The following is a 25466-nucleotide window of genomic DNA, read 5'->3' on the forward strand; positions in this document are numbered from 1 at the left end:
GCCGGATCTACCTGAGCTCACTGGAACTCTTGCCCAGCAGGCGCCGCGCGATGATCAGCAATTGAATCTGCTGAGTGCCCTCGAAGATGTCGAGAATCTTCGAATCACGCGCCCATTTCTCCAGCAGTTCGTCCTCGCCATAACCCAGGGCACCGGCCAGCTCCACGCACTTGAGCGTGACCTCGCTGGCCACCCGCCCGGCCTTGGCCTTAGCGATGGAGGCCTCCTTGGAGTTGGGCAGCTTGTTGTCGGCCATCCAGGCCGCTTTCAGCGTCAGCAGGCGCGCCGCCTCCCATTCCGCCTCCAGCCGGTACAGGGTGGCCTCGGCATGGGTGACGCTGAGCAGCGGCCTGGCGTAATCGAAGCGGCAACCGGCCTTGCTCAGCAGCTCGCGGGTACGCTCCAGCGCCGCGCGGGCCACGCCGACCGCCATGCCGGCGACCAGCGGCCGGGTGTTGTCGAAGGTCTCCATGACCCCGGCAAAGCCCTTCTGTACGTCGATTTCGGCGTTGCCCAGCAGGTTGGCCGCCGGTACCCGGCAGTCGCTGAAGCTGATCGAGGCGGTGTCCGACGCCTTGATACCCAGCTTCTTCTCCAGACGGGTCACCGTCATGCCCGGCGTACCCTTCTCCACCACGAAGGACTTGATCGCCGCGCGCCCCAGGCTGCGGTCGAGGCTGGCCCAGACCACCACGGCATCGGCACGCTCCCCCGAGGTGACGTAGATCTTCTCGCCGTTGATCACGTAGTGATCGCCATCCTTCACCGCCGTGGTGCGGATCGCCGCCGAATCCGAGCCACAGCCCGGCTCGGTAATGGCCATAGCCGCCCAGGTCTTGCCGAAGCGCGCCAGTTGCTCGTCGTTGGCCACCGCGGCAATGGCCGCGTTGCCCAGGCCCTGGCGCGGCATGGCCAGCAGCAGGCCGACATCGCCCCAGCACAGCTCCATCACACCGAGCAGCGCCGCCAGGTTGCCGCCGTTCTTGATGCCGTCCTGCTGTTCACGGGCAGCGCCGCGCTTGCTCGCCGAACCGGCGCCGACGGCATCGGGCGAGCCTTCGTTCATGCCGTCGAGCAACGCGGCGAGCAGATCCAGCTCCTTGGGATAGGCGTGCTCGGCCTTGTCGTACTTGCGCGAGATCGGCCGGAAATAATGCCTGGCCACTTGCTGCGCCTGCTGCTGCAGGCCGCGGAATTTCTTCGGGGTTTCCAGATTCATGGTTGCCTGCCTGCTAGAGATGAAGGCCGCCGGCCAGAACGGCCACGCTGCGCAGATCGCGATACCAGCGCTCGACCGGATGTTCCTGGGTAAAACCATGGCCGCCGAGCAGCTGCACCGCATCGGAGCCGATCTTCATCGCCTTCTCCGCGCAGAACAGGCGCGCCAGGTAGGCTTCGCGCCGGAACGGCAAGCCGGCCTCGGCGCGGGTGCAGGCGCGCCAGAGCAGCAGGCGCATGGCATCCAGTTCGATGGCGATGTCGGCGACCATGAAGGCCACGCCCTGGCGATGGCTGATGGGCTCGCCGAAGGCCTGGCGCTCGTTGCAGTAGGTGGTGACGTAATCCAGGGCCGCCTGCGCGGTACCGACAGCGAGGGCGCAGAGGGCCAGCGCGGAGTGATCGAGAAAGGCCTGAAAATCGAAATCGGCCGCTGCCAGGCGGCGCTCGGCCGGCACCTTGACGCCCTTGAGGCGCACGCGCGCCAAGCCGCAGGCCCTGAGCCCCATGCCCGGTTCGGCGCGCCGGCTGATGCCCTTGCTCGTCGCATCGACGATGAACAGCCCCGGCCCGTCGCCGGCCTGGGCGCTGACGATCAACCGGCTGGCTTCCAGCCCGCCGAGCACCAGGGCTTTCTCGCCATCGAGCAGGTAGTGCTTGCCACGCTTGCGTGCACGGGTGGCGGGCCGTCCCGGATCGCTCAGCACACCCGGTTCGCTTACCGCCAAGGCGAAGGCATCGGCGCCCGCCTCACTGACGAAGGCCGGCAGCCAGGCCGCCTGCTGCGCCGGCGAGCCCCAACGGCGGATGCAGTTGGCCGCCGACAGCGGCAGCAGCAACGCGGCGGCCAGGGAGAAGTCGCCCTGGGCCAGGCTTTCGGCGATCAGCGCATTGCTCAGCACGGTGCGCTCGCCGGCCAGTCCACCCTGCGCCTCGCCGACGCCGTAGTGGGCCAGGCCCAGCTCGCGGGCCTGATTGATCAGCGCAGCCGGCACCCGCGCCTGGGCATCGGCCTCGTGCGAAGCGGGGCGTAGCACTTCCAAGGCAAAGCCCTGAAGCATCTCCACCAGCATCTGCTGCTCGTCGCTCAATGACAGGTCGAACAGATCGTCAGCCGCCGGGCGCGCCTGACGCGGCTTGCTGGCTGCACGCCCGGCAGCCAGGCGAAAGCTGGCGCGGCTGCCGTTGTAGACGAGTTTCTCGAAGGGTTTGCGCAGCTTGAGGCGGTCTGGCCAGTCGGCCTGGGCCAGCTTGCTCAGCATGCTCAGGGCCTGGCCCTGTACATCGACGGTCATGGCATCTCACTCCACATGAGGGATGCCAACGATGATGCGCCGCCAGCCGGCGAGCGCCTATGACCCTCAAGCCGCCGCCGGACGGCAATCGGGTCAAGGCAGACTCAGGCTCATCGGCCGGCTAGGCACCGAGCCCATCGCAAAGGGGCGCTACTTGTTGCGAATTTTCTCGACGATGGCGGTGGTGGAGCTGTTTTCCACCAGACCGAGCACGCGCACTTCGCCGCCATAGGCCTGGACGATATCGGCGCCGACCACCTGGTCGATGCCGTAGTCGCCGCCCTTGACCAGCACATCCGGCTGCACCTGCTTGAGCAGGCGCTCGGGAGTGTCCTCGCCGAAGCTCACCACCCAGTCCACCGCGCCGAGGCCGGCGAGCACCGCCATGCGCCGGTCGACGGCATTGATCGGCCGGCCCGGGCCTTTCAGGCGGCTGACCGAGGCGTCATCGTTGATCGCCACGATCAGACGGTCGCCCTGGGCGCGGGCCTGCTCCAGATAGGTCACGTGACCGGCGTGGAGGATGTCGAAGCAGCCGTTGGTGAAGACGATCTTCTCGCCGTGGGCGCGGGCGTCCTCGATGGCGATCAGCAATTGGTCCAGGCTCAGCACGCCGCGTTCGGAGCCTTCCTCGCGCTGTACCGCACGGCGCAGTTCGGGGGCGCTGATGGCGGCCGTGCCCAGCTTGCCGACCACGATACCGGCGGCCAGGTTGGCCAATGCCACGGCATTTGGCAGCTCTTCGCCAGCCGCGATGGAAGCGGCCAGGGTGGAGATCACCGTATCACCGGCACCAGTGACGTCGAACACCTCACGGGCGCGCGCCGGCAGGTGCAGCGGCGCGTGCTCCGGGCGCAGCAGGGTCATGCCATGCTCGCCGCGGGTCACCAGCAGCGCACCCAGTTCCAGTTCGCGCATCAGCTTGGCGCCCTTGCTGACCAGCTCGGCCTCATCGGCACAGCCGCCGACTATGGTTTCGAACTCGTGCAGATTGGGGGTGATCAGGCTGGCGCCGCGGTAGATGGAGAAGTCCTTGCCCTTGGGGTCGGCCAGCACCGGAATGCCCTTCTTGCGCGCGGCCTGGATTAGCACCTGATGGTTTTGCAGCGCGCCCTTGCCGTAGTCCGAGAGCACCAGCACCTTGACCCCGGCGAGCAGCGCCTCGACCTCGCGCGCCATGGCCGCGGCATCGGTATTGAAGGGCTCTTCGAAATCCATGCGCAGCAATTGCTGGTGCCGGCTCATGACGCGCAGCTTGACGATGGTCGGCTGATCCTCGATGCGCTGGAAATGCGCCTCGACGCCAGCGGCAGCCAGGCTGTCGGTGAGGCTGTCGGCGGCCTCGTCCTCACCGGTCACGCCCACCAGCAGCGCCGGCGCGCCGAGCGCGGCGATGTTCAGCGCGACGTTGGCCGCACCGCCCGGACGGTCCTCGATCTGTTCGACGCGCACCACCGGCACCGGCGCCTCCGGCGAGATGCGCGAGGTGCCGCCATGCCAGTAGCGGTCGAGCATGACGTCGCCCACCACCAGAACGGGGGCTTGGTCGTAACGGGGCAGGGTCAGCTTCATGAAGGCTCCGGGGGCGACGAAATCGTCGCGGATCATAACATAGGGGTTCGAAGGCGCTGGTTCAGCGACCGATGGGGCGTACCCAGAACAGCTCATGGCGGCGCACCGCCTTGCGGAAGAACTCGTCCTCTCCGCTGGCCGGCCAGCGTCGCCCGGCCAGCAGGCGCTGGATCGAGCGGCGCAGGCGCTTCTTCAGCGGCAGCGGCCCTTGCAGGTCGTGCTGCAGCGCCAGGGCCATGGCCTTGTCCAGCTGCTGCTCGGCATCGAGCACGGGGCTCCACAGACGATCGGCCGGCAGCGCCGTGATCGCCGGCGGCAGGGCGATGCCGTTGCCCGCCGGGCCCATGGGCCAGCGGTCGTTGTCATGCAGGTGATTGGCATACAGCAGCAGCGTCTGCGGCTGCCAGGCGCAGGCGGCCACGGCCTCGAGCAGCGCCTGGGTGCTGGCGACGTGGTCGTGATGCGGGTCGAGCTCGGGGTGCGGGGTCAACACCACTTCCGGGCGGAAGTGCTCGAGCACGGCCCCCAGATCGGCGACCAGATTGCGCCAGGTGGGCAGGCCATCGTCATCGGCCGGCAGCGTCAGCGGGTTGTACTGGCGCACGCTGCGGATATCGCTCTCGCCGGATTCGCGCGAGGCGAAGGGCTGTTCGGGAGCCGCGGCCATGGCGGGCAGCTGCAGGCAGTAGTAGCCAAGCTGCACGCAGCGCGCCTGCGAAACCCCGCCCCAGAGCGGCGCGGCCAGGCTGTCCCAGGCGCGCAGACGGCCCTTGAGACGCGCAGCGGCGGCCTTTTCCAGGCCCAGGCGCTGGTAATGCTCAGCCTCGATCTCGCCCTGGGTCAGGGTGACGATGGCGACCTCGGCCGCCCGGCTGTAGAGGCCGAAGGCCGCCAGCTCGGCGTCATCGGCATGCGGCGCGACGATCAGCAGACGTTGCCCGGCGTAATCCGGGTTGCGCATGGCATGCAGGCGCGGCTCGCCATGGATGCGACAGAAACGCGGCACGAGGGCCAGGCCATCGACCTTCTGCCCGGAGAGATTGAGATAGCGCCGCCCGGCCACGCCACGCTCGAAATCCTGGCGGTCGCCGCCGAACAGGACATGGGGGTCGAGCCAGCGCCCCAGCCAGGTGGCTTCGAGCCGCAGTTCGAGAATCAGGGTGTCATGACCATCCAGCTCGGCATCGACGCGCAACACACCCTGTTCCAGCCGCGCCGGGACGCTCAGGCAATCCGCGGGGAAGTCGTAGCGGTAATCGTCGCGCGGCGAATAGAACAGGTGATCGGCGAACCAGGCCTCATGCGCCACCCAGCCCAGCACCAGGAGCAGCGGCGGCAACCACCAGGCGACCAATACCCCCAGCAATACCAGCACCGGCAGCGCCCCCAATAGGGCGATGCGCTTGTTGCGCCGGTGGCGCTTGAGCAGTTGCTGCTTGCGTCCGTTCATGGCCTCAGACCTGGTAGACCGGCACCCGGTGGCACCAGCGATCCTTGTATTCGCGGTCGGCGCGTCCGAAGGAATAGCGCAAAGGCTTGCCCAGCGCACGCGCCTGCTCCCACTCGCTCTGCGTGTTGACGAAGCTGAGCACGCTGCCGGGGCTGAACTCGCGCTGCTGCGGGTCGACCCCGCCGTTGATGTACTCCAGGCTGACCCACCGCGGCGCCTCGACCCGGTAGAGCACCTGGATCGCCACCGGCTCGTCGTTCAGGTAGATCAGCGAGCCGGTCATGAAGTTGCGCAGCCGGGTAAACACTTCCGCCAAGTGAGCCTTGCCGGTGGCCTCGAAGCCCCAGCGGCGCTGGAACAGATCGGCATAGATGCGCGCCTGCTCCTGCGCCGTCAGCTCCAGCATCGGCCGGATCACCCCGCCCGCCTCCTCCAGCAGACGCTGCTCGCGGCGCTGGTTGTAGCGGAACTTCTTGCTGTACTGCTCCGGCTCGCGCGCCAGCGCCAGACCCTCCGGCTGTTCGCGCAGCGAGCTGATCTGCGCCGCATTGAGCTCGGATACGTAACGCATGCGGTGCTGCACCGCCACTTTCACATTCTGGGCTATGGGCAGAATCACCTCGGCATTGCCCAGGTCGAACAGGCCGCGCCGGCCCTGCTGCTTCAGTACGTCCTTGGACAGCGCCAGATGCCGCCCCCAGGTGGGCATCGCCGCCTGCAGCTGACCGTCGGCCAGCCAGCCCAGATAACGCACGGGAATCCCGGCCAGATCGGCCAGGCGCGCCACCACCTCGGGATGGGTGGCGACGCTGCCGCCGAAGTTGGCCCAGGCATCGGCATAGTCGGCGGCGGAGATCGGCGCCCAACCGCGCTCGCGCCAGAATCGCAGGTGACTGAGCATCAGACGTCCTGCTCGACCACGACGGGCTCGCCGCCTTCCTCGAACTGCTTGGCATGCAGGCGTGCGTAATAGCCGTTCTGCGCCAGCAGCTCGGCATGACTGCCGCGCTCGACGATCTGCCCCTGGTCCATCACCAGAATCAGATCGGCCTTCTCGATGGTGGTCAGGCGGTGCGCGATCACCAGCGTGGTGCGGCCCTGCATCACCTGATCCAGCGCGGCCTGGATATGCCGCTCGGATTCTGTATCCAGCGCCGAGGTGGCCTCGTCAAGGATCAGCAGGGGCGCATCCTTGAGCAGCGCGCGGGCAATGGCCAGGCGCTGGCGCTGGCCGCCGGAGAGCAGCACGCCGTTCTCGCCGACCAGGGTGTCGTAGCCCTGCGGCATCTTCTCGATGAACTCGGCGGCATAGGCATCGCGCGCCGCCTGCTGCACCGCTTCCAGCGGCGCGCCAGCCAGATCGCCATAGGCGATGTTGTTGCGCACCGTGTCGTTGAACAGGGTGACGTGCTGGGTCACCAGCGCGATGTGGCGGCGCAGGTTGCGCAGGCGGTAATCCTCCACATCCACGCCATCGAGCAGGATGCTGCCCTGCTCATGGTGATAGAAGCGCGGAATCAGATTGGCCAGGGTCGACTTGCCGCTGCCGGAACGTCCGACCAGCGCCACCATCTGCCCGGGCTCGGCGACGAAGGAAATGTTGTTCAGCACCGGCTTTTCCGATCCGGGGTAGCTGAAACTCAGATCGCGCACCTCGAGGCGGCCGCTGATGCGCTCGCGCTCCTGGGTGCCGCGGTCGACTTCCGGCTCCTCGTCGAGCTGCTCGAAGATGCTCTCGGCACCGGCCACGCCCTTCTGGATGGTCGAGCTGACCTCCGAGAGCTGGCGAATCGGCTTGGGCAGCAGGCCGGCCAGGGTGATATAGGCCACCAGATCACCGGCCGAGGCATCGCCACGCAGCAGCAGAACCAGGAACATCAGCACCGCCATGGCACTGTAGATCACCAACTGCAGCGACGGGGTGTAGACGGCGTTGGTCTTGACCATCTTCAGCTGCTTGAGCTTGTTCTGCTCGCTGGCATCGAGGAAACGCTGCCGTTCGTAGTCCTCGCCACCGAAGCTGCGCACCACGCGATAGCCCTGGATGCTCTCCGAGGTCACATGGGTGACGTCGCCCATGCTGGTCTGGATCTTCTTGCTCTGCTTGCGGAATTTCTTGCTGGTACTGGTCACCATCAGACCGATCACCGGCAGGATCGCCACCATCACCAGGGTCAGCTTCCAGTTCATCCACAACAGCGTGGCGAACAGGAAGATCACCGTCATGCCCTCACGCACCACCACCTTGATCGCATCGGTGGCGGCACCGGTGACCATGGTCACGTTGTAGGTGATCCGCGAAATCAGGTGCCCGGAGTTGTGGTTGTCGAAGTAGCGATTGGGCAGGGTCAGCAGGTTGTTAAACAGCGCCACGCGCAGATCCTGCACCAGCCCCATGGAGACCTTGGCCAGATAGTAGTTACCCAGGAAGGAACCGATGCCCTGCCACAGGGCGATCAGCACGATCAGCAACGGCACGGCCTGCAGCAGCTTGAGGTGCGCCACCCACGGCGCATGCTCGAGCAGCCAGGGCACGCCTGCGAACAGGCTGGCGTCAGGGTTGGACAGGCCGTCGACGAAGTACTTGAGGATGTAACCCAGCATCGGCTGGGTGGAAGCGAAGATCAGGAAGCCGAGGATACTGATGGTGAACAGCCCCCAGTAGGGGACCACGTAGCGCAGCAACCGCAGATACACCTTCATGCTGGATTGCTGGTTGGAATTGGCCATTCGGCTCGCCTCACGCACTGGCAGGATTAGCAAGGGGCGGATTGTAGCAGCACGTGCCTATTAAGCACGTCGGCAACCTTACAAGTTTTCCTCGCCCCCGCCCAAGACGCTTGCGCTGGAAATGACGCGGCAAAAATGTTTCAGGGGCGTCGGGGCACGCCATGTTCCTCTACTCGACCACGCTGAATGGCGAGAGCCATGGCCAGGCCTATCGGCAGCCAAGTCACGAACCACTCCGCTCTAGGGCTTCCCCAGAGGCTGGCAGCGTCGAACTGCTGTGCGACAAACGAAACCAGAAGACTGCTTAGCAGAATGCGTCCCTCTCGTGACTGACGCGCCCCCCATGCCACCCTGAACGCCGCCAGCCACAACGCAGCCCATAGCACCAGCCCCGGTATCCCGAGTTCAATCGCGGCGTGGGTGAACACATTATGGGAATGGTCGACTCCCCTGGGAAAGTGGGTTGTCACTACACGGTAATCCGCCCCTATACCCAGGCCCAGCCAGGGGTTCTGCGAGATCATATCCACGCTGGACCAGAAGATGTCCGGACGGTGGGAGAATCCGCGTTCAAGGATGAAAGGAGCAAAAAAGAAAAAACCTCCAAGGGCTATCAGGCATGCAGAAAGGAATACCAGCCAGGCCCCCCGACCGCCGCCCCAGAAAGGCATCGAAATGGCAGCCAGGCCCAGCGCCAGCATGGCCCCGCGGCTTTGCCCCAATGCGATAAACAACATGAGCATGACGAGCAGAGCACCCCATACGATGCGCTGCCAGCCGATACGGGGTAGGCACTGCAGCCCCCACACTACCGCCAACGCCATCACGTAGGCGCCCAGAATAGGATGACCTGCCTGCCCTATCCCGTGGAGCCTCGCTTGAAGGGGGTGAATATCCAGTCCGTAAAACAGATAGATACTGATGGGGCAGGACAGCGCCAAGAGAGCGAAGGCCAGCCCCAAACCTTTCCACACGAAAGCAGGCTTCTCCAGTGCCAGCAGAACGAAGGCGCCCAGAAACAGGCCGACGTAAAGAACGCGCTTAAGCTCTCTTAAGGGTTCTCCGGCTTCCGTCCAGGTGACACTCAGTCCAGCCCAGGCCAACAGCAGGAAGACCAGCCAAAGAAGAAGCTTTTCAGACTGCCATGCTGCGGTCAGACGTTTCCGCCAAAGCACAGCAGTCACGAGAGCTGGAAGCCAAAGCAAGACTACCAGCCCCTGCTGATACAGCTTGTTGGTGGGGATCCAAACGATGCCGATCAGGAACCATAAATAACCCAGACACAAAACACTGGTCACGCCTGCGACACGAACCCCTACCATCTTCGCTCCAATAAGATGGGCCACATTCTGACGGCCCGTAATGAGAGGCGAGCATTCTACAGTTCATTGGCAGACTGTTCCGCTCCGGCATATGCTCGGTCGACCTGATATTCTATATCGACACCCTCAGGACGACTGGAATCACAAAGCTCGCATTACGCACCAAGCTCAACTCTGGCCGGCCGCGCGACACCTCTCTGAGCTCGGCTTAGCAGCCGTTCAAGCGGCGCTCGTCTGCAATGGCAAAAGCAACAACAATGACCGATGCGAGCACAAAAAACTCGACGAAGACGAAAACGCCGCTTGCTCGGCGGCATGCTCTTCGCCAATCCCGACTCCACATGCACGCCTCAAGACCCATGCCCATCAAAACCAAACTCAACAATGACATGTTGGCCACCCTGACGGCCGGCGCGCAGGTACTGGAGGAGGACAGCCTCGGCCCCAAAGTTTACAGACTGGCCGATGGCAACTTTCTCAAGCTCTTCAGACGCAAGCGTCTGATCTCTTCGGCGCTGTTCGTTCCTTATTCGGATCGCTTCTGGCTCAACGCCGTGCGACTGAAGGAACTGGGCATTGCCACTCTCACACCGCTGGAACTGTATCGGCTAGAAGACTCTTCCCTGAGCGCGGTGCTGTACAGTCCGCTGCAGGGAAAAACGCTTAAAGACATCTATCTGGATGAACCGGATGCGTTCGGCAAACACCTGCCAATCCTGAGCGACTTCATTCGTACGCTGCATCGCCGTGGCATCTATTTCCGCTCGCTTCACCTGGGCAATATCGTGCTGACGCCGGAAGGCTCGCTGGGCCTGATCGACATCGCCGACCTGAGCTTTCAGCGCCGGCCGTTATCGAAAGCCAAAGCCCGGCGCAATCTCGCCCACTTCACACGCCTACTGGAAAATCTCGGTCTCGCCGAACAGTTCCCGCTGGCAGCCCTGACATCGGCCGTCCTAAAGGACTAACGCAACAGCGCACCGTATCGCTCACGGAAGCGCAACCAGGCTCCCTCGGGATCCAGACCCGCGCGCTGCACTCGCGCCAATGCGTGGGGATCACTCTGCAGATGCTCATTCAAGGCTGCCACCCAGGCGGCCTTTTGATCCAAGGCGACCAAACCAGAGCTGCCCGCCAGCTGTTCGCGGAAAACCGGCAGGTCCGTCGCCAGCACCGGAACGCCGGCGATCACGGCTTCGGGCAACACCAGGCCCAAACCTTCCTGTCGCGAGGGGATACACAACAAATCGAAGGCCCGGTAAAGGCGAGGAGCCTCTGCCACGTGACCTGGCAAATGCACCTGATGAGCTATACCGAGTTTATACGCCAACGCCAACAGCGCCTGCCGTTCCGAGCCCTCGCCGACTATGACCAGCCGGTCAGCGGGATGCGCCTTCAACCACCCTGACGCCACCTCGATCAGCAGGCCGAACCCCTTTTCTTTGACCAACCGGCCAACAGCCCCGATGACGCGCCCTTCCACAGGTACCGATAGGCCGAGAATACGCCTGGCCTCTTCCCTGCTCTTGAGGGCCGCGCCCAGAGCAACCGGCTCCAGGGCGATGCGAGCGCCCACGACCTTGCGCCCGATCTGGCGCTCAAGATCGCCCGCCAGTGTCTCGGAAACCGCCACCAGCTCCAGCCTCTCGGCAGGGAAGCGTTGCAGCAGCCTGATGTGCTCAGGTTTGAGGCGCTTGTGCCCATGAAACAGCACAATGATTCGCACCTCGCTCAGCGCAGCCAGCAGCGGAAGGATGTAGGCCGCCACGCCGATGCCATCAAGTAGCACCGCCCGCGGCCGACGCGCTGCCAGCCACCTGGCCAGACTGCGGCGATCGAACCAGCGTCTCAACGCGGCAAGCCCGCGCCCCTTGATGCGTGTCGAAGACAATCCCAGACTGAAGACCTCGCCGACCTCCGCCAGCGGCTCAGCCTCTCCACCTTGCAGCAAAAGGCTGTTAACAACCATGCCGGTCCCGACGAGTCGAAGGATGTCACGGTGCACCTTGTGCACGGAGGCGAAGGCCGAGCCGCCCCCCCACATGATGTTGAGGACATCCACCTGCGTCTGCATCAGTAGTAAACACCGATCTTGCGCAGTTGCCGCTGCAGCCAGGATGCCTGTCGTGCGGGACGTAACGGCGGACGCATGGTCTCGACGATCTGGCGCCCGATAGCGCCAAAGCCATAGCGCTGTTCGGCCAGCTGACGCCCCGCCTCTGCGATAGCGGCAGCCCTCTGCGGATCCTGCCGCAGCAGGTTAAGTTTTTCGCGCAGCTCCGGGACGTTTCGATACAGAACCAGATTGTGCATGTCGACGAAGCCCAGCGCCGAGTTCTCCACTTCACCATGGTCATAAGCCAGCAGCACACAACCACAGGCCATCGCCTCGAAGTTCTTGATCATGTACTCGCCCATGCCAACATCCGCGCTAACGAAGAAGCGGATGCGGTTCAGGGTATCGCAATACTCCGCCCCCGACTTGGTCTTGGTCACGAGCAGGTTCTCCACCTGCCCCAGCTCCTCGAGCAACGCCTTGCGCCCACTGTAGGCCACGCTCTTGGTGCTGCCAACAAAGGCCAGTTCGATATCCCGCTCCCGGCCTTGGTAGGACAGCAGGGCCTGGTCATAACCCTTGGGCACGAAACAGGCGTCAAATCCTTCCTCGCGTAGGCGCTGACTGACCTGGGCGCCTGAACTGATGATGCGCGCCCATGGCATCCGCCGGTAGTGCGCACTGAACTTTCCGGTGTACTTGCAGGGGATGTAGTTCTGGTAGGCGTCGTGCTCCAGAATCACCAGATTGGGCAGGGTGCGAATAAAACGCCACTGCCGCATTTCTTTCTTGAAACGTAGAAAGAATAGAATCCTGTCGTAACGCGATACGTCCACATGCTCATGGAAGTAACGCTGCAGATGGGCCTGCTCATCGCTGCTCAGCCAGCGGATGTCACAGCTATCGCACGCTTGCGCGATACCGTCATACAGTCGATCCAGTATTGCCCGCTGCTCGGCCTGGACCAGAAAAAGCACGTTCACCGGAACACCTCGAAAACACGACTAGGAAAGATCACGAGAGCTCCCTGAAACAGCTTCACCCAACAGCCTGGCCAGATGCTCCTTCTGCGGCCTGCTCAGCACCTTGCTCCAAGGCTGCCCATTGAGACTTTCGCCTTTAGGCATAGCTTTGCGCCGTAGTTCCTCTGCATACCCACGGCCACAGGCCTCAGCATAAGGATCGGTGCGCATCACCGCAGCGTAGTAAGCCAGCTTGGCATGAGAGCGGACTCGAGAGGGCAGGAACAGACTTCGCAAACGAAAGTTCAAACGATGCCACCAGGCAGGCCTGGGTTTTGTAGTTGGCATCTCACGCACCGCCTGCACGGCAAGTGCTGAAAACGCCTCACCATGGCGCTGGAAGAACGCCGCGACCAGGTGACGCCAATAGTTCTTGCCTGAGAAGTAATGCTTTATCACCCCACGAGACTCCGCAGGTCGCCCCAGGTGCCTGGCCGCGACTCCAACGGCGAATTGCTCGATGATATGAATCTTGGGAACCATCGGATGCATGACATCGATGAGACTCAGCACCTCATCCATCAAACCAGAAGCATCATCCTGGAAGCCCAGAACTCCTGAATTGATCAACAACATCTGCTGATCGACACCATGCCGTTCTGCCAAATAGGGTGCCAAAGCATCATGCAGGGCGTCGCCCTTGTATTCTTTCCAGACACCCTCGATTTCATCGACGAGCCAGGGCGCTTTTGCCAGTCGCTCGAAGAGCCTCACTGGCGAGTCCAGAAAGAAGGTATCCGTATCGATGAAGATGCTCTGCTCGGCATACTGCATTGCATCGCGGATGGCAGCAGCCTTGCGGCGATGCAGATAGCTCGCCGGGCCTGTCCAGTCCTTCAAGGTATCGGCATCGAGCGCAATCAGATCGACCGGCCAACCTTGGAACTGCCCAGGCTCGTCGGTGTACAGCAGAATTCGAGGGCAGGCGCCCTGCGCATGGTGCAGGGCCGAGAGAATGCTGTACTTGGCCTCCTGGTGATATTCCGGCTTGCCTCCGTAAACCAGATAAACCAGTTGCCTGGATACGCGCTCAGGCATCACGGCTTCCTCAATGGCATCAGGCCCAGCGACCAGAAACGAGCATGGGCGCCCGCGTCAGTGAAACAGTCCTTCACCGCATGCTCGGCACTTTTGCGCTCGGTGGTCGGTAGAGCCGATAGGCGAGATGCCAACATCGCATCGTCACCCAGTGCAAACAGCGCATCAGGCTCGCCAACCACCTCGGGCGCCCCACCACAATCGGTCGCCAGCACCGGCACCCCTGCCGCCATCGCTTCCAAAAGCACCATGCCGAACGGCTCGTGGTCGGAGGTCAGCACGAACACGTCGAACGCCTTGAAATAATGTCGCCCATTCGGCACCTGGCCGAGAAAGCGCACCGCCTCGCTGACGCCCAGTTCCGCCGCCAATGCCTTGAGCTGCGCCTCCAGGCGGCCGCTGCCCATGATCGCTAGCAGACTGCCTGCCGGCAGTTGCGGCAATGCCAGGGTGAAGCCGCGGATCAGGGTGGCCTGGTCCTTGTCCGGGTGCAGACGGCCGACGTTGCCGACTATCCAGGCATCCTGGGGCAGCCCCAGATGGTCGCACGCGACCTCGCGGGATACCTGCTCGGCCTGCACGGCCTCGACGTCGATGCGGTTATAGAGGGTTTCGATGCGTTCGGCCGGCCAATCGGGCAGACAGGCGCGCATGTCGTCGCGTACGGCGTTGGACACGCCGAGCAGCGCCAGGCGCTTGCGAAAGAAATTGGCGAACAGCTGTCGGGAACGACGCTTGTAGTCACCGAAAGCGTGATGCACGCCGATCACCGGCAGGTTGCTGCCGAGCAGCGCAACGTAGATCGGCTTGAAGCGGTGGGCGATGCACAGGGCGAAGTGGCGCGAGGTGGCGATCCGGCGGAAATCGCGGATCGCTCCCAGCTTGAGGCCGCGCACCTGAGCGCTGGAGTAGTTGAGGAAAATCACCTCGTCGGAGGCCGAGCCGCGCTCGACCTCGGCACTCGGCTTGCCGGTCAGGTAAACCGTGCAGACCTTGTAGGGCGTGCCCTTGAACAGCACGGCGTATTGCCGCGCGCAATCCAGAAAGGGGCCGTCATAGCCGTGGCAGAACTGCAGCACCCAACGTTCGGGCTCGCCATGAGCCTGGTCAGACGTGGTCATACCAGTCCTTGCCGTCCTTGACCACGAGGATGTCCTCCATGATCAGGTACTGCAGGTCGGAGCCGTAGAACATGTTCAGCGCATCGGTCGGCGAGCAGATCATCGGTTCGCCGCGGCGGTTGAGCGAGGTGTTCAGCGACACGCCGTTGCCGGTGAGCTTCTCCAGCTCCAGCATCAGGTCGTACCAGCGCGGGTTGTACTGGCGCTCCAGCACCTGGGCACGCGAGGTGCCGTCCTCGTGCACCACTTCGCCGACGCGCTCCTTCCACTCCTCGTTCACCTCGAAGGTGAAGGTCATGAACGGGCTCGGGTGATCGACCTTGAGCATCTTCGGCGCCACGGTGTCGAGCATCGACGGGCAGAAGGGTCTCCAGCGCTCGCGGAACTTGATCTGCTCGTTGATGCGGTCGGCCACGCCCGGCACGCTCGGGCAGCCGATGATGGAGCGGCCGCCGAGGGCGCGCGGGCCGAACTCCATGCGGCCCTGGAACCAGGCCACCGGGTTGCCGTCGACCATGATCCTGGCGATGCGCTCGGGGGTATTGTCGATGCGCTTGAACACCGGCTTGTTCGGGTGCTTGGCGCAGGCGGCGATGACCTCCTCGTTGCTGTACGAGGGGCCGAGGTAGACGTGCTCCATCTTCTCCACCGGTACGCCGCGCTGGTGCGAGACATAGGCGGCGGCGCCGACGGCGGTGCCGGCATCGCCGGAGGCCGGCTGCACGAACAGCTCCTTGACGTCGTCGCGGGCGATGATCTTCTGGTTCAGCTTGACGTTCAGCGCGCAGCCGCCGGCGAAGGCGATCTTGCCGGTTTCCTTGAGGATGTCGCCTAAGTAGTACTCCATCATCTCCAGCGCCAGCTTCTCGAACAGTGCCTGCATGCTGGCCGCGTAATGGATGTAGGGATCGTCGGCGATGTCGCCCTGACGCTTCGGCCCCAGCCATTCGATCAGCTTGGGCGAGAAGTAGTAGCCCTTGCCATTTTCCTTGTAGCGACGGAAACCGATGACGTTGGCGTACTCGGTGTTGATGATCAGCTCGCCGTTCTCGAACTTGGCCAGGCGCGAGAAGTCGTACTTGGCGGCATCACCATAGGGCGCCATGCCCATGACCTTGAACTCGCCGTCGAGCATCTCGAAGCCAAGATACTCGGTGATCGCGCCGTACAGGCCACCGAGGGAATCCGGATCGTAGAACTCCTTGATCTTGTGAATCTTGCCGTTCTCGCCCCAGCCGAAGAAGGTGGTGGCGTACTCGCCCTTGCCGTCGATGCCGAGGATCGCGGTCTTTTCCTGAAAGCCAGAGCAGTGGTAGGCGCTGGAGGCGTGGGCCAGGTGATGTTCGACCGGTTCGATCTTGACCTTCTTCAGGTCGAAGCCCAGCTGTACCAGGCACCACTCGATACGCTTCTTGTAGCGCTTGTACCGGCGGTTGCCGAACAGGATCGCATCGAGAGCGCGATCCGGCGCGTAGGCATAGCGCTTGGCGTACTGCCAGCGGGCCTTTTCGAAGATGCTGATGGGGGCGAAGGGAATCGCCACCACGTCGACGTCCGACGGTTTGATCCCGGCTTGTTCCAGGCAGAACTTGGCCGATTCGTAGGGCATGCGGTTCTTCGCGTGCTTGTCGCGCACGAAGCGCTCCTCTTCCACCGCCGCGATCAGCTTGCCGTCGATGTACAGCGCAGCGGACGGATCGTGACTGAGGGCGCCGGACAGGCCGAGAATGGTCAGTGCCACAGGTTTGAGCCTCTAATTCGGGCAGGTGCCGGGCACCTGCGGTAAACGTTGGTCGAGCAACTGGTGCAGGGCGGAGTCCGCCGGCCAGTTGCGCAGAAAACGGGCGCGGTCGCGGGCATAGGCCCGGGCGAAACTGCGCGTACTGTGATGCTGGCGCATGGCATCCAGGTCGATCAGCGACCAGGCGCCCTGCGCGTCATCCCAGAACAGGTTGTGCCCCTTGAAATCGCCGTGGCTGATGCGCTCGCGCAGCAGGGCAGCGAACAGTCGATCCAGCGCCAGCAGCTCGTTTTCCGGGGGTACGGCCTGCTTGTATGCCTCAAAACGCGCAATTATATCCTGCCCGCCGCAATAGTCGGTAATCAGGTATGCGCGGCCCCGTAGCCAGCACCAGCGCCGCTCGATCACCGCCAACGGGCGCGGCGTGGCGATGCCGAGCAGCTCCAGGCGATTGCCTTCGATCCAGCTGTGCCAGGCGCGGCTGGGTCGCCAGAAGCGCTTGAGCCAGTGCAGCCAGTTCTTCACGTTGTAGCGCTTGACCACCAGCTGCCGGTCATCGAGCTCGACGCGCGCCACCGTGGCGGCGCCACCGGTCTTGTAGATATGCCCGGCCTCGATGCGAGCATCCAGGTCGGACAGCAGCGGCTGCAGGGCCGCCTCGGCCTCGCGACGCACCACGCGCAGGCCGAAGGCGCCGATGCGCGCGGCGAACAGGCTGCAGTCGCGCGCCGCCTTCTTCAGATAATCGCGCAGACGCCAGCGACGCACCTTGGCGATCTCGGCCTGGAGCATTTCCAGAGGCAACGCGTGCTCGCCATTGGCTAGCAGATAGTGGATCAGCAGCTCTTCGAGAAAGGGATCCAGCTCGGCCGGCAACTGAGCGAAGAACACGCCGAGATTTTCCAGCACGTGCGCGCGGGACAGTGGCTGGCCCGGCGTTTCCCAACGCACGCCGCCGCCATCGATCAGGTACAGGCGCCCCTCGTGCCGCAGCAGGTTGTCCAGATGCAGATCGTCCTGCCACAGGCCCTGCGCATGCATCCGCCCGATGGCGCCCAGCGCTTCTGCCAGTACGCCTTGCTGGCCATCGCCGAGCAGCGGCTGCTGCGCGACCTCGCGCCAGGCCTGCCAGAGACTCTGCGCGCCATCCAGATACTCGAACAACAGCCAGCCGCCCTGCCCCTCGACGAATCCGTGCGCCAGCAGCTCCGGCGTGTCCAGTCCCTGCCGCGCCATCCGTTCGGCGCCCTCCAGCTCACGCTGAAAATGCCGCTGCGCCTTGCCGCCCACCAGCACCTTGGCCAGCACCTGGCGCCCCAGCCAATGGGCCACGCCGACATAACGCTGCCCCGGCAACACGCGTAGCAGGCGTTCCAGCACCAGAGGCTCGCCTGCCAGCTCCAGCGTCAGCGGCAGTGTCGGCGTCCGCCCGGCCTGACTCAGCTTGTGCAAAGGCATCAACGCGCCTCCTTGTGGCGCTGGCGCGCCTCGAGCAGCCGCCACCAGATATCGACCTGCGCAGGGCTGCCCAGATAGGCCACCAGCAGCTCGCGCACCTCGGCCTCGCTCCAGACCCTGGCGCGGCGCAACAGGGGTTCCAAATCCCTGATTCGATCACGTCGCCCCAGCAACAATGGCCGGGTCTTCTCCAGGTCGATCAGTTGCGCCTCGACGTTATCGCCCTGCTCGCGCAGGAAGATGTGCTTGGGATAGAAGCAGCCATGCACCTGCCCAGCCTGGTGCAGGCATCGCGCCAGCTCGCCACAGGCACGCAGGACAGCTGTACGCCGCGCGGCGTCGACGGTCTGCCAGCGCGCCAACCAGCTGTCCAGATCCTGCCAGCCATCCAGCGCACGGGTCAGCAGGATAGCGCGGCGCTCGCCGGGTACTTTGCGCTCGGCAAAGAAGGCAGCCTGCAAGGCCGGAATGTCCAATTCGGCATAACGGCGAATGTTGCGAAACTCGCGAGCGAAGGTTGGCTCACCGAACGGGCGCAGCAGGCTGTAAGTCAGGTGATTGCTCTGCCGCTTGAGGTAGAAGGCGCGGTCGTCCAGCTCAAGGCGATACACCGTGCTCCAGCCACCGCGCTCGGTGTTGGGCTCATCCACGGCCTCCAGTTGCAGCGCCCACAGCGCCTCGAAACTGGAAAGGCCGTGACGCTCGAGCAGCGCGCGATCCTGCGCGGCGATGAAATCACTCATTCGCGTCCCTCGAAGAACCTGAGAATCTGCAGCACACGCTGCTTGTCACCACGACTCAGCCGACTGCGCTGGCGATATTGCAGGTAGAAGCGCAGGCGTTGCGTGCGCGACAGATGGTATTTGGCGACCTTGTCCAGGCAGGCCAGGTCCTTGACGATGCGGTAACGCAGCAAGGGGCCCCACCAGAAGCTGCCGGTGGGGCAATCGATGAAGAACAGCTCGGCCTTGTCATTGACCAGCAGGTTGCGCCACTTGAGATCGTTGTGGGTGAAGCTATGGTCGTGCAGCGTCCGGGTATGGTTCGCCAGTTGCCGACTGACCGCTGCCACCCAGTGCGAATCATGCAGCCGCGGATCGCCCTGACTGGCCATCTCGGCCATGTCGCGGGTGTTTTCCAGCTCGCGAGTCACCAGCGCACCGCGCACGAACGCGCCGGCGCGGCGCTCCAGCCCATGCGCGATGATCGGCGCGGTGGGAATGCCCCACTTGGCGAAGAGCTTGAGATTCTGCCATTCGGCCTTGACCCGCGGCCGCCCCAGATAGCGGCGCAGCCCCTTGCCGGCGCCCCAGTAGCGCTTGACGTAATAGCGCACGCCGTCGAGCTCGACGCGGATCACCTCGGACAGGGGATCGGAAGTGAGGCGCTCTCCCTTGAGGGCGAATACGGCCTCGAGCGTACCGAAAGCCTCAAGCAATTGCGGATGTTGCAGGTCATGCTTCCAAGTCGTCATGCCTGCCGTCCCTTCCAGTTCGGCAAGGCCTGCACGATCCGGCGCAGCGGAATGAAAGGGCGCCAGACCGTATTGCCCAGCCACTTGAAGCTCAGCACCGGATTGATCACGTAATTGAGCTCATTGAAACCCGGACGCCAGGTGAAATCGGTACGACGGCGGGTAATGGTGAACGTACGCAGCCCCATGAGCGAACCGAGATGCCCGCCTCCAGAGTCGTTGCTGATGACAACGGAGCATGTACGCAGAAAGTCGACGAGCCCTTTCAGATCCGCGAAGGCATGCACCCTGTAGTCTGCGTATTCAGCACTCAACCTCTGCTGCTCGGCGGGGATTACAACGAACTCGACCAGCCACCCTCTGGCAGCCAGAGAACGTGCCAGACGGCGAAACCCAGAGCATGAAAAGTTCTTGCTGGCATGGGGCGTCGTTGGAAAAATCGCGACGCGCCGCTCCGCATCCGCCGGCGGAACAGGCATCGCCTGCAGGCCTGCAATGGGCTGAGTCAGGTCGAGCCCCAGTATCTGCTCGGCATAAAGATCGATCCATTGCACCATGCTCTTGCCGGCCTTCGGATCGCGACAGATCACGTTATGCGCCCCGGCGATCTCATACCCGAACAGTGACACGGGTTGTTGCTCGGGCTTGAATGCGCGTGGCAGCTTCTTGCCAGCCAGATAGGCCACATTGCCCAGCGGCGCGTCGACCTGCCAGTCGATGGCACAGATCACCAGGTCATTGCGCTCTGCCAGACCCACCACATCGGGTTTGCCGCCGATTATTTCCAGACCCGGCAGGTACTCATGTATAGAGGCCAACGAAGCGGAAGCCAGGCTGACCTTCGCGCCAGCGGCCTGCAGACGCCAGGCCAGGCGCAGGAACAAAGTGGTATCTCCGAGCGCCGGACAGGGTACGAGCGCGACGCTCACCCCAGGGCCGATCAATGTCTTGCTCTCCGACATCTACAGTCGATCTCCATAACGCTGCTTACGCTCGTACAGTTTCGCCGCCTTGCGCTCCAGCCAGGCGAGCAGGCGCGCCTCATCGCGCAGTACCTGGCGCAGAGGACGCTGGAAGTAGCTGCGTAGAAAGCGCAGCTTGTCGCGGCGGGTCAGGCCGATATCCAGCGCAGAAAAATACAATGCTGCCAGGTCCTTGTCGCGCCAGCGCCTTGGCGTGGCGCTGCGTACCTGGGCGCGGTGCAGGTCGATGACCGACAGGCGCAGGTCATCGGCCTGAATCGGCCGGTCGGTATGCAGCAGGAAATGACAGATATAACAGTCGCGATGATTGACGCCGGCACGGTGCATGGTGCCGGTCATCTGCGCTACCTCGCGAATCAGCGCCCATTTGAGCACAGGCTTGGGTGGCTGCTGCGCCCAGTTCAGGCTGAGCTGTTCCAGGTCGACGGTCGGCGCCAGTTCCTCGGTAATGATGAACGAGTGTTGGCTGGCCGGATTGGCGCCGCGCTCGCCATAGGCTACCGCGGTCATGGTCGGCACCCCGGCCTCGGTCAGGCGGGCGATGGCCTGCCACTCCTGCCCGGCGCCCAGCACTGGGGCCTTGGCAGTGAGCAGGTTCTTGGCGATCTCGCCCCAACCGATGCCACGGTGGATCTTGACGAAGTAGCCACGGCCGTCGACTTCGGTGCGCAGGGTGCGGCGGCCTTCCAGCTCGCGGTAGACCTGGCCCTGCAGCGCCTCGACGGCCTCGAAGGCATCGCGGCCCGCCCACAGCCTCTTGAAGGGTTCGGCGAGCATCAGCTTCACGCGCGCTTCTCCGCAAGGATCACATCGGCGGCCTTCTTCGGCATCGAATACAGGTCGGCGCTGTCGGCGTAGGCCAGGCCGTTGCGCCCCCAAAATGCACGACGCTCGGGGTCGGCGAGCATGTCGGCCAGGGTGCGGTTGAGCTGCTCCTGCTCGAACGGGCTGGACAGCACGCGCCCGCAATCGGCATCGGCGATGTAGTGGGCGTAGCCGCAGACATCGGTGACCAGCACCGGCAGGCCGGAGACCAGCGCCTCCAGCAGTACGGTGCCGGTGTTCTCGTTGTAGGCCGGGTGAATCAGCAGATCGGCGCCGAGCAGAAAGCGCGGAATGTCGCTGCGCCCCTTGAGGATCTGCACCTGATCGGACAGACCCAACGCCTTGATCTGCAGCAGGAAGGGTTTGGGATCATCCTGGCCGATGGCGATCAGGCGCGTGCGCTTGCGCAGCTCGCGCGGCAGCGAGGCCAGCGCCTTGAGGCTGCGATCCAGGCCCTTGGTCTTGAAACCGGAACCGATCTGCACCAGCAGCAGGTCGTCGTCGGCCAGCTTGAATTCGCGGCGGAATTCGGCGCGAATCTCGGCCGCATTGGCCGGCGCGCGGCGATCCTGGGCGATGCCCGGCGGCAGCAGGTGAAAGCGCTGCAGCGGGGTGTTGTAGTGCTTGATGAACAGTGGCTGCTGCACCTCGGAAATCATCAGGATCTCGGTCTTCGATTCGGGCGCGAACACCGCGCGTTCATAATCGGCGAAGTGCTTGTAGCGGCCCCAGCGGCGATAGATCGGGTTGCGCAGGGTCTGCGCCTTGTCCTCGAAACAGCCGTCGGCGGCGTAGTACACGTCGAGACCCGGCATCTTGTTGAAGCCGATCACCCGGTCGACCGGATCGCGCGCCAGGTCCGCCTGCAGCCAGGCCGTGAACTTCTCGTTGCGGCGGTGATTGAACAGCGCACGCACCGGCGCCACGCGCACGTCGAAGCCGCCTGGGTTTTCCCCTTCCCAGATCGGCGTGTAGACGCGAATGGCATGGCCGCGCGCCTGGCACTCCAGGGCGATGCGCATGAAGTCGCGCTGCAGCCCGCCGAACGGGAAGTACTTGTAGAGAACGAAGGCCAGTTGCATAGCCGCTCCTTAAAGGGTGCCGGGAGGCGCCAGCAGCAGCGCCTCCAGTTCCAGGCCAACGCGCTCTGCACCGAGGCCATCGAAGCAGGGCTTGTCACGGTCACCGCTGCCGGCGTTCGGGCCACTGGCGCACAGATGAATCTGGCTACGGCCATAGGCGCCCACCTTGCCGGGCAGGGTCGGACCGTAGAGGGAAATGTTCGGCACATCCAGCGCCGCAGCCAAATGACCGAGACCGGTGTCGACGGAAACGCAGGCGCTGGCGCCAGCGATCACCTTGGCTACGCCGGCCAGGTTCAGTTTCGGCAGCACGGCGGCATGCGTGAGGCCGGCGGCGATGCGTTCGGCACGTGCCTTCTCCGTCTCGTTGCCCCAGGGCAGGCGCACGGCCCAGCCCAGCTCGTCCATGCGCTCGGCCAGGGCGCGCCAGTCGGCTTCCGGCCAGTGCTTGCTGGCCCAGGTGGTGCCATGCAGGAACACCAGATAGGGCTGCGCCACGGCGTCCATCATCGCCGCGCGATTCAGGCCATAGTCGCCGCTGCCGGCCGGCAGTGGATAATCCAGCGCCTGGGCGAACAACTGGCGCACGCGCTCCAGGGCATGCTGATCCCTGGCCACTGCGTAGCGCCGGTCATAGAAGCGGCTGGCCAGCGGTTCACGCGCCGAATCGCGATCCAGCCCGGCCACCGGCGCCTGCACGTAGCGCGTCAGCCAGGCACTCTTGAGCAGGCCCTGGGCATCGATCACCAGGTCGTAACGGGTTTCGCGCAGACGCTGCTTGAAGCGCGCCCATTCGCCGCTGCGCCAGGTGCGCAGCGGGTGCTTGCGCCAGCGACGGATGGCCACCGGAATCACCTGGGAAACGGCCGGATGCCAGGCGGGAATCTCGGCGAAGCCTTCCTCCACCACCCAGTCGAAGCGGATGCCGGGAATGGCGCGAGCCGCATCGGTCAGTGCCGGCAGGGTATGCACCACGTCGCCCAGCGACGAGGTCTTGATGATCAGCACCCGCAAATCAGTCGCCCTCGACCAATGCCAGCGGATCGCCGACCAAACGGTCCAGCGCCTCGATCACCGGCCGCGGCTTGAGCTCGCGCAGGCAGTTGTAGTGACCAAAGCGACAGGTGCGCTCGAAACAGGGGCTGCAGTCCAGTCCCAGGCGCACGATTTCCACCTGGTCGGCCAAGGGCGGCGTGAAACCCGGCGAAGTGGAGCCGTAGACGGCCACCAGCGGGCGATTCAGCGCCGCTGCCACGTGCATCAGGCCGGAATCGTTGGACACCACCGCCGTGGCGGCGGACATCAGGTCGATGGCCTCGGCCAGGCTGGTCTGCCCGGAGAGGTTGCTGACTTCTTCGCGCAGGCCCGGGATCAGGCGCATGCGAATGTCCTCGCCGCCGGCATGGTCGTTCTTCGAACCGAACAGCCAGACCTGCCAGCCGGCGCGAATCTTGATCTCGGCGACCTTGGCATAGTGCTCGGCCGGCCAGCGCTTGGCCTCGCCGAACTCGGCGCCGGGACACAGCGCCAGCACCGGGCGATCCAGCTGCAGCTCGAACTTGGCCAGAGCGGCCTCGCGACTGGCCTCATCGATCTGCAGACGCGGCTGCGGATAAGGCTGCGGCAAGGCGGCGCCCGGCTCATAGGCCAGCGCCATGAAGCGCTCGATCATCAGCGGATAGCGCGCCTTGTCCAGCTTGCGGATATCGTTGAGCAGGCCATAGCGCATCTCGCCCTTCCAGCCGGTGCGCTTGGGAATCCCGGCGAACCAGGGCACCAGTGCGGACTTCAGCGAATTGGGCAGCAGGATGGCCTGGTCGTACTGGCCGGCCAGCGACTTGCCGATGCGCCGGCGCGTGGCCAGATCGAGCACGCCATGGCCCAGCGGCAGGCTCAGCGCGGCGCGCATCTCGGGCATGCGCTCGAGAATCGGCCGGCTCCACTCGGGCGCCAGCACGTCGATCTCGCATTCGGGATGGCGCTGCTTCAGGCACTGGAACAGGGTCTGCGCCATCACCATGTCGCCCACCCAGCTGGGCCCAACGATCAATATCTTCATATCTTTTCCAGAAACGACCAGGGAGGCTTTCGCCTCCCCGTCGAGCCTTCGAGGAATCGCTTACTTGACCAGCGTACGCCACTCGGCGTGGGCGCTGGTCTTGCCGGTGACCAGGTCGAAGTAGGCTTTCTGCAGCTTCTCGGTGACCGGGCCGCGGCGGCCGATGCCGATCTGACGACCATCCACTTCGCGGATCGGCGTGACCTCGGCGGCGGTACCGGTAAAGAAGGCTTCGTCGGCGATGTACACCTCGTCGCGGGTGATGCGCTTCTCCACCACCTTGATGCCATGCTCGGCAGCCAGGGTCAGGATGGTGCTGCGGGTGATGCCGTTGAGGCAGGAGGTCACTTCCGGGGTGTACACCACACCGTCCTTGACCAGGAAGATGTTCTCGCCCGAACCCTCGGCCACGTAACCCTCCGGGTCCAGCAGCATGGCCTCGTCGGCACCGCCGGAGATGGCTTCCTGCAGGGCCAGCATCGAGTTGATGTAGTTGCCGTTGGCCTTGGCGCGGGTCATGGAGATGTTGACGTGGTGACGGGTGTAGGAACTGGTGCGCACCTTGATGCCGCTGACCAACGCTTCCTCGCCCATGTAGGCGCCCCAGTGCCAGGCGGCGACGATCACGTGCACCTTGAGACCCGAGGCGCGCAGGCCCATGCCCTCACTGCCGAAGAACACCATCGGACGCAGATAGGCGCTTTCCAGGCCGTTTTCTCGCACCGCGGTGCGCTGCGCTTCGTTGATCTCTTCCTTGGAGAAGGGGATCTGCATGTTGAAGATATGCGCCGAATCGAACAGGCGGTCGGTGTGCGCCTGCAGGCGGAAGATGGCGGTGCCGTCCGGGGTGTTGTAGGCGCGCACGCCCTCGAACACGCCCATGCCGTAATGCAGGGTGTGGGTCAGCACATGGGTGTTGGCTTCGCGCCACGGCACCAGCTCGCCGTCGTACCAGATCACGCCATCACGGTCGGACATCGACATCTTGCCTGCTCCTCAAATTCGCTTCACGGTTCGAAC

22 protein-coding genes are annotated in these 25466 nt (G+C 64.2%); 1 reads left to right on the forward strand and 21 read right to left on the reverse strand.

Annotation, left to right across the window (positions count from 1 at the left end; translation table 11 throughout):
- Positions 1–7: 7 nt before the first annotated feature.
- From N7333_RS10665 to N7333_RS10695, 7 genes are all read right to left on the reverse strand, one after another.
- Complete coding sequence (locus N7333_RS10665; RefSeq protein ID WP_129481850.1) at positions 8–1219, reverse strand: acyl-CoA dehydrogenase family protein; 1212 nt, start codon at positions 1217–1219, stop codon at positions 8–10.
- Positions 1220–1232: 13 nt separating this feature from the next.
- The gene (locus N7333_RS10670; RefSeq protein WP_129481851.1) at positions 1233–2513 is read right to left on the reverse strand and encodes an acyl-CoA dehydrogenase family protein; all 1281 of its coding nucleotides are present in this window, start codon (positions 2511–2513) and stop codon (positions 1233–1235) included.
- Positions 2514–2663: 150 nt separating this feature from the next.
- Entirely contained in the window at positions 2664–4085 is a 1422-nt protein-coding gene (gene hldE / locus N7333_RS10675) for a bifunctional D-glycero-beta-D-manno-heptose-7-phosphate kinase/D-glycero-beta-D-manno-heptose 1-phosphate adenylyltransferase HldE (RefSeq protein ID WP_129481852.1), read from the reverse strand.
- Positions 4086–4146: 61 nt separating this feature from the next.
- Positions 4147–5535 (reverse strand): PIG-L family deacetylase, encoded by a 1389-nt coding sequence (locus N7333_RS10680; RefSeq protein ID WP_129481853.1) that lies wholly within the window; start codon positions 5533–5535, stop codon positions 4147–4149.
- Between the two features lie 4 nt (positions 5536–5539).
- A complete protein-coding gene (locus N7333_RS10685) occupies positions 5540–6436 on the reverse strand; it encodes a GNAT family N-acetyltransferase (protein WP_129481854.1) in 897 nt (298 codons plus the stop codon).
- Positions 6436–8265 carry a lipid A export permease/ATP-binding protein MsbA gene (gene msbA / locus N7333_RS10690; protein ID WP_129481855.1) on the reverse strand — a complete coding sequence of 610 codons (1830 nt, stop codon included), beginning with the start codon at positions 8263–8265 and terminating at the stop codon, positions 6436–6438. The genes N7333_RS10685 and msbA overlap by 1 nt, the downstream gene beginning before the upstream one ends.
- 140 nt (positions 8266–8405) lie before the next feature.
- Positions 8406–9587, reverse strand: a complete 1182-nt coding sequence (locus N7333_RS10695; RefSeq protein ID WP_129481856.1) for an O-antigen ligase family protein — start codon at positions 9585–9587, stop codon at positions 8406–8408.
- 359 nt (positions 9588–9946) lie between these two features.
- On the opposite strand from N7333_RS10695, the gene N7333_RS10700 reads away from it, so the two are divergent.
- A complete protein-coding gene (locus tag N7333_RS10700; protein WP_129481857.1) occupies positions 9947–10555 on the forward strand; it encodes a toluene tolerance protein in 609 nt (202 codons plus the stop codon).
- Here N7333_RS10700 and N7333_RS10705 read toward each other — a convergent pair.
- Genes N7333_RS10705 through N7333_RS10770 form a run of 14 tightly spaced genes read right to left on the reverse strand, consistent with a single transcriptional unit; the run spans position 10552 to position 25430 of the window.
- Positions 10552–11661, reverse strand: a complete 1110-nt coding sequence (locus N7333_RS10705; RefSeq protein WP_129481858.1) for a glycosyltransferase — start codon at positions 11659–11661, stop codon at positions 10552–10554. The genes N7333_RS10700 and N7333_RS10705 overlap by 4 nt on opposite strands.
- Entirely contained in the window at positions 11661–12626 is a 966-nt protein-coding gene (locus N7333_RS10710) for a glycosyltransferase (protein ID WP_096827503.1), read from the reverse strand. The genes N7333_RS10705 and N7333_RS10710 overlap by 1 nt, the downstream gene beginning before the upstream one ends.
- Positions 12627–12647: 21 nt before the next feature.
- Positions 12648–13703 (reverse strand): hypothetical protein, encoded by a 1056-nt coding sequence (locus N7333_RS10715; RefSeq protein ID WP_279858822.1) that lies wholly within the window; start codon positions 13701–13703, stop codon positions 12648–12650.
- Positions 13703–14824: a glycosyltransferase gene (locus tag N7333_RS10720; RefSeq protein WP_129481860.1), complete on the reverse strand. Its 1122-nt coding sequence runs from the start codon at positions 14822–14824 to the stop codon at positions 13703–13705. The genes N7333_RS10715 and N7333_RS10720 overlap by 1 nt, the downstream gene beginning before the upstream one ends.
- Entirely contained in the window at positions 14811–16565 is a 1755-nt protein-coding gene (locus N7333_RS10725) for a carbamoyltransferase (RefSeq protein WP_129481861.1), read from the reverse strand. The genes N7333_RS10720 and N7333_RS10725 overlap by 14 nt, the downstream gene beginning before the upstream one ends.
- Before the next feature lie 12 nt (positions 16566–16577).
- The gene (locus N7333_RS10730; protein ID WP_129481862.1) at positions 16578–18023 is read right to left on the reverse strand and encodes a lipopolysaccharide kinase InaA family protein; all 1446 of its coding nucleotides are present in this window, start codon (positions 18021–18023) and stop codon (positions 16578–16580) included.
- Complete coding sequence (locus tag N7333_RS10735; RefSeq protein WP_129481863.1) at positions 18023–18766, reverse strand: lipopolysaccharide kinase InaA family protein; 744 nt, start codon at positions 18764–18766, stop codon at positions 18023–18025. The genes N7333_RS10730 and N7333_RS10735 overlap by 1 nt, the downstream gene beginning before the upstream one ends.
- Positions 18763–19497: a lipopolysaccharide kinase InaA family protein gene (locus tag N7333_RS10740; protein WP_003246603.1), complete on the reverse strand. Its 735-nt coding sequence runs from the start codon at positions 19495–19497 to the stop codon at positions 18763–18765. The genes N7333_RS10735 and N7333_RS10740 overlap by 4 nt, the downstream gene beginning before the upstream one ends.
- Positions 19494–20459, reverse strand: coding sequence for a glycosyltransferase family 9 protein (locus tag N7333_RS10745; protein ID WP_129481864.1), 966 nt, complete (start codon positions 20457–20459; stop codon positions 19494–19496). The genes N7333_RS10740 and N7333_RS10745 overlap by 4 nt, the downstream gene beginning before the upstream one ends.
- A complete protein-coding gene (gene rfaP / locus N7333_RS10750; RefSeq protein WP_129481865.1) occupies positions 20460–21266 on the reverse strand; it encodes a lipopolysaccharide core heptose(I) kinase RfaP in 807 nt (268 codons plus the stop codon).
- A complete protein-coding gene (locus tag N7333_RS10755) occupies positions 21263–22387 on the reverse strand; it encodes a glycosyltransferase family 4 protein (protein WP_129481866.1) in 1125 nt (374 codons plus the stop codon). Before N7333_RS10755 ends, rfaP begins: the two co-directional genes overlap by 4 nt.
- Positions 22388–22396: 9 nt before the next feature.
- Positions 22397–23401 carry a lipopolysaccharide heptosyltransferase I gene (gene waaC, locus N7333_RS10760; protein ID WP_129481867.1) on the reverse strand — a complete coding sequence of 335 codons (1005 nt, stop codon included), beginning with the start codon at positions 23399–23401 and terminating at the stop codon, positions 22397–22399.
- Position 23402: 1 nt separating this feature from the next.
- A complete protein-coding gene (gene waaF, locus N7333_RS10765) occupies positions 23403–24446 on the reverse strand; it encodes a lipopolysaccharide heptosyltransferase II (RefSeq protein ID WP_129481868.1) in 1044 nt (347 codons plus the stop codon).
- A gap of 60 nt (positions 24447–24506) precedes the next feature.
- Complete coding sequence (locus N7333_RS10770) at positions 24507–25430, reverse strand: branched-chain amino acid transaminase (RefSeq protein WP_003246614.1); 924 nt, start codon at positions 25428–25430, stop codon at positions 24507–24509.
- Positions 25431–25466: the final 36 nt, after the last annotated feature.

The sequence above is a fragment of the Pseudomonas sp. GD04158 genome (assembly GCF_029834875.1).
GTDB lineage: Bacteria > Pseudomonadota > Gammaproteobacteria > Pseudomonadales > Pseudomonadaceae > Aquipseudomonas > Aquipseudomonas hydrolytica.

Excerpts from the sequence above, each read along its gene's own strand:
- N7333_RS10680 (WP_129481853.1), bottom strand. The coding sequence starts at position 5,535 with ATGAACGGACGCAAGCAGCAACTGCTCAAGCGCCACCGGCGCAACAAG.
- N7333_RS10715 (WP_279858822.1), bottom strand. The coding sequence starts at position 13,703 with ATGCCTGAGCGCGTATCCAGGCAACTGGTTTATCTGGTTTACGGAGGC.
- N7333_RS10700 (WP_129481857.1), top strand. The coding sequence starts at position 9,947 with ATGCCCATCAAAACCAAACTCAACAATGACATGTTGGCCACCCTGACG.
- msbA (WP_129481855.1), bottom strand. The coding sequence starts at position 8,265 with ATGGCCAATTCCAACCAGCAATCCAGCATGAAGGTGTATCTGCGGTTG.
- N7333_RS10730 (WP_129481862.1), bottom strand. The coding sequence starts at position 18,023 with ATGCCTTTGCACAAGCTGAGTCAGGCCGGGCGGACGCCGACACTGCCG.
- N7333_RS10755 (WP_129481866.1), bottom strand. The coding sequence starts at position 22,387 with ATGCAACTGGCCTTCGTTCTCTACAAGTACTTCCCGTTCGGCGGGCTG.
- N7333_RS10695 (WP_129481856.1), bottom strand. The coding sequence starts at position 9,587 with ATGGTAGGGGTTCGTGTCGCAGGCGTGACCAGTGTTTTGTGTCTGGGT.
- N7333_RS10740 (WP_003246603.1), bottom strand. The coding sequence starts at position 19,497 with ATGACGACTTGGAAGCATGACCTGCAACATCCGCAATTGCTTGAGGCT.
- N7333_RS10770 (WP_003246614.1), bottom strand. The coding sequence starts at position 25,430 with ATGTCGATGTCCGACCGTGATGGCGTGATCTGGTACGACGGCGAGCTG.
- N7333_RS10670 (WP_129481851.1), bottom strand. The coding sequence starts at position 2,513 with ATGACCGTCGATGTACAGGGCCAGGCCCTGAGCATGCTGAGCAAGCTG.
- N7333_RS10735 (WP_129481863.1), bottom strand. The coding sequence starts at position 18,766 with ATGAGTGATTTCATCGCCGCGCAGGATCGCGCGCTGCTCGAGCGTCAC.
- N7333_RS10685 (WP_129481854.1), bottom strand. The coding sequence starts at position 6,436 with ATGCTCAGTCACCTGCGATTCTGGCGCGAGCGCGGTTGGGCGCCGATC.
- N7333_RS10745 (WP_129481864.1), bottom strand. The coding sequence starts at position 20,459 with ATGTCGGAGAGCAAGACATTGATCGGCCCTGGGGTGAGCGTCGCGCTC.
- N7333_RS10665 (WP_129481850.1), bottom strand. The coding sequence starts at position 1,219 with ATGAATCTGGAAACCCCGAAGAAATTCCGCGGCCTGCAGCAGCAGGCG.
- N7333_RS10705 (WP_129481858.1), bottom strand. The coding sequence starts at position 11,661 with ATGCAGACGCAGGTGGATGTCCTCAACATCATGTGGGGGGGCGGCTCG.
- waaF (WP_129481868.1), bottom strand. The coding sequence starts at position 24,446 with ATGAAGATATTGATCGTTGGGCCCAGCTGGGTGGGCGACATGGTGATG.
- hldE (WP_129481852.1), bottom strand. The coding sequence starts at position 4,085 with ATGAAGCTGACCCTGCCCCGTTACGACCAAGCCCCCGTTCTGGTGGTG.
- N7333_RS10720 (WP_129481860.1), bottom strand. The coding sequence starts at position 14,824 with ATGACCACGTCTGACCAGGCTCATGGCGAGCCCGAACGTTGGGTGCTG.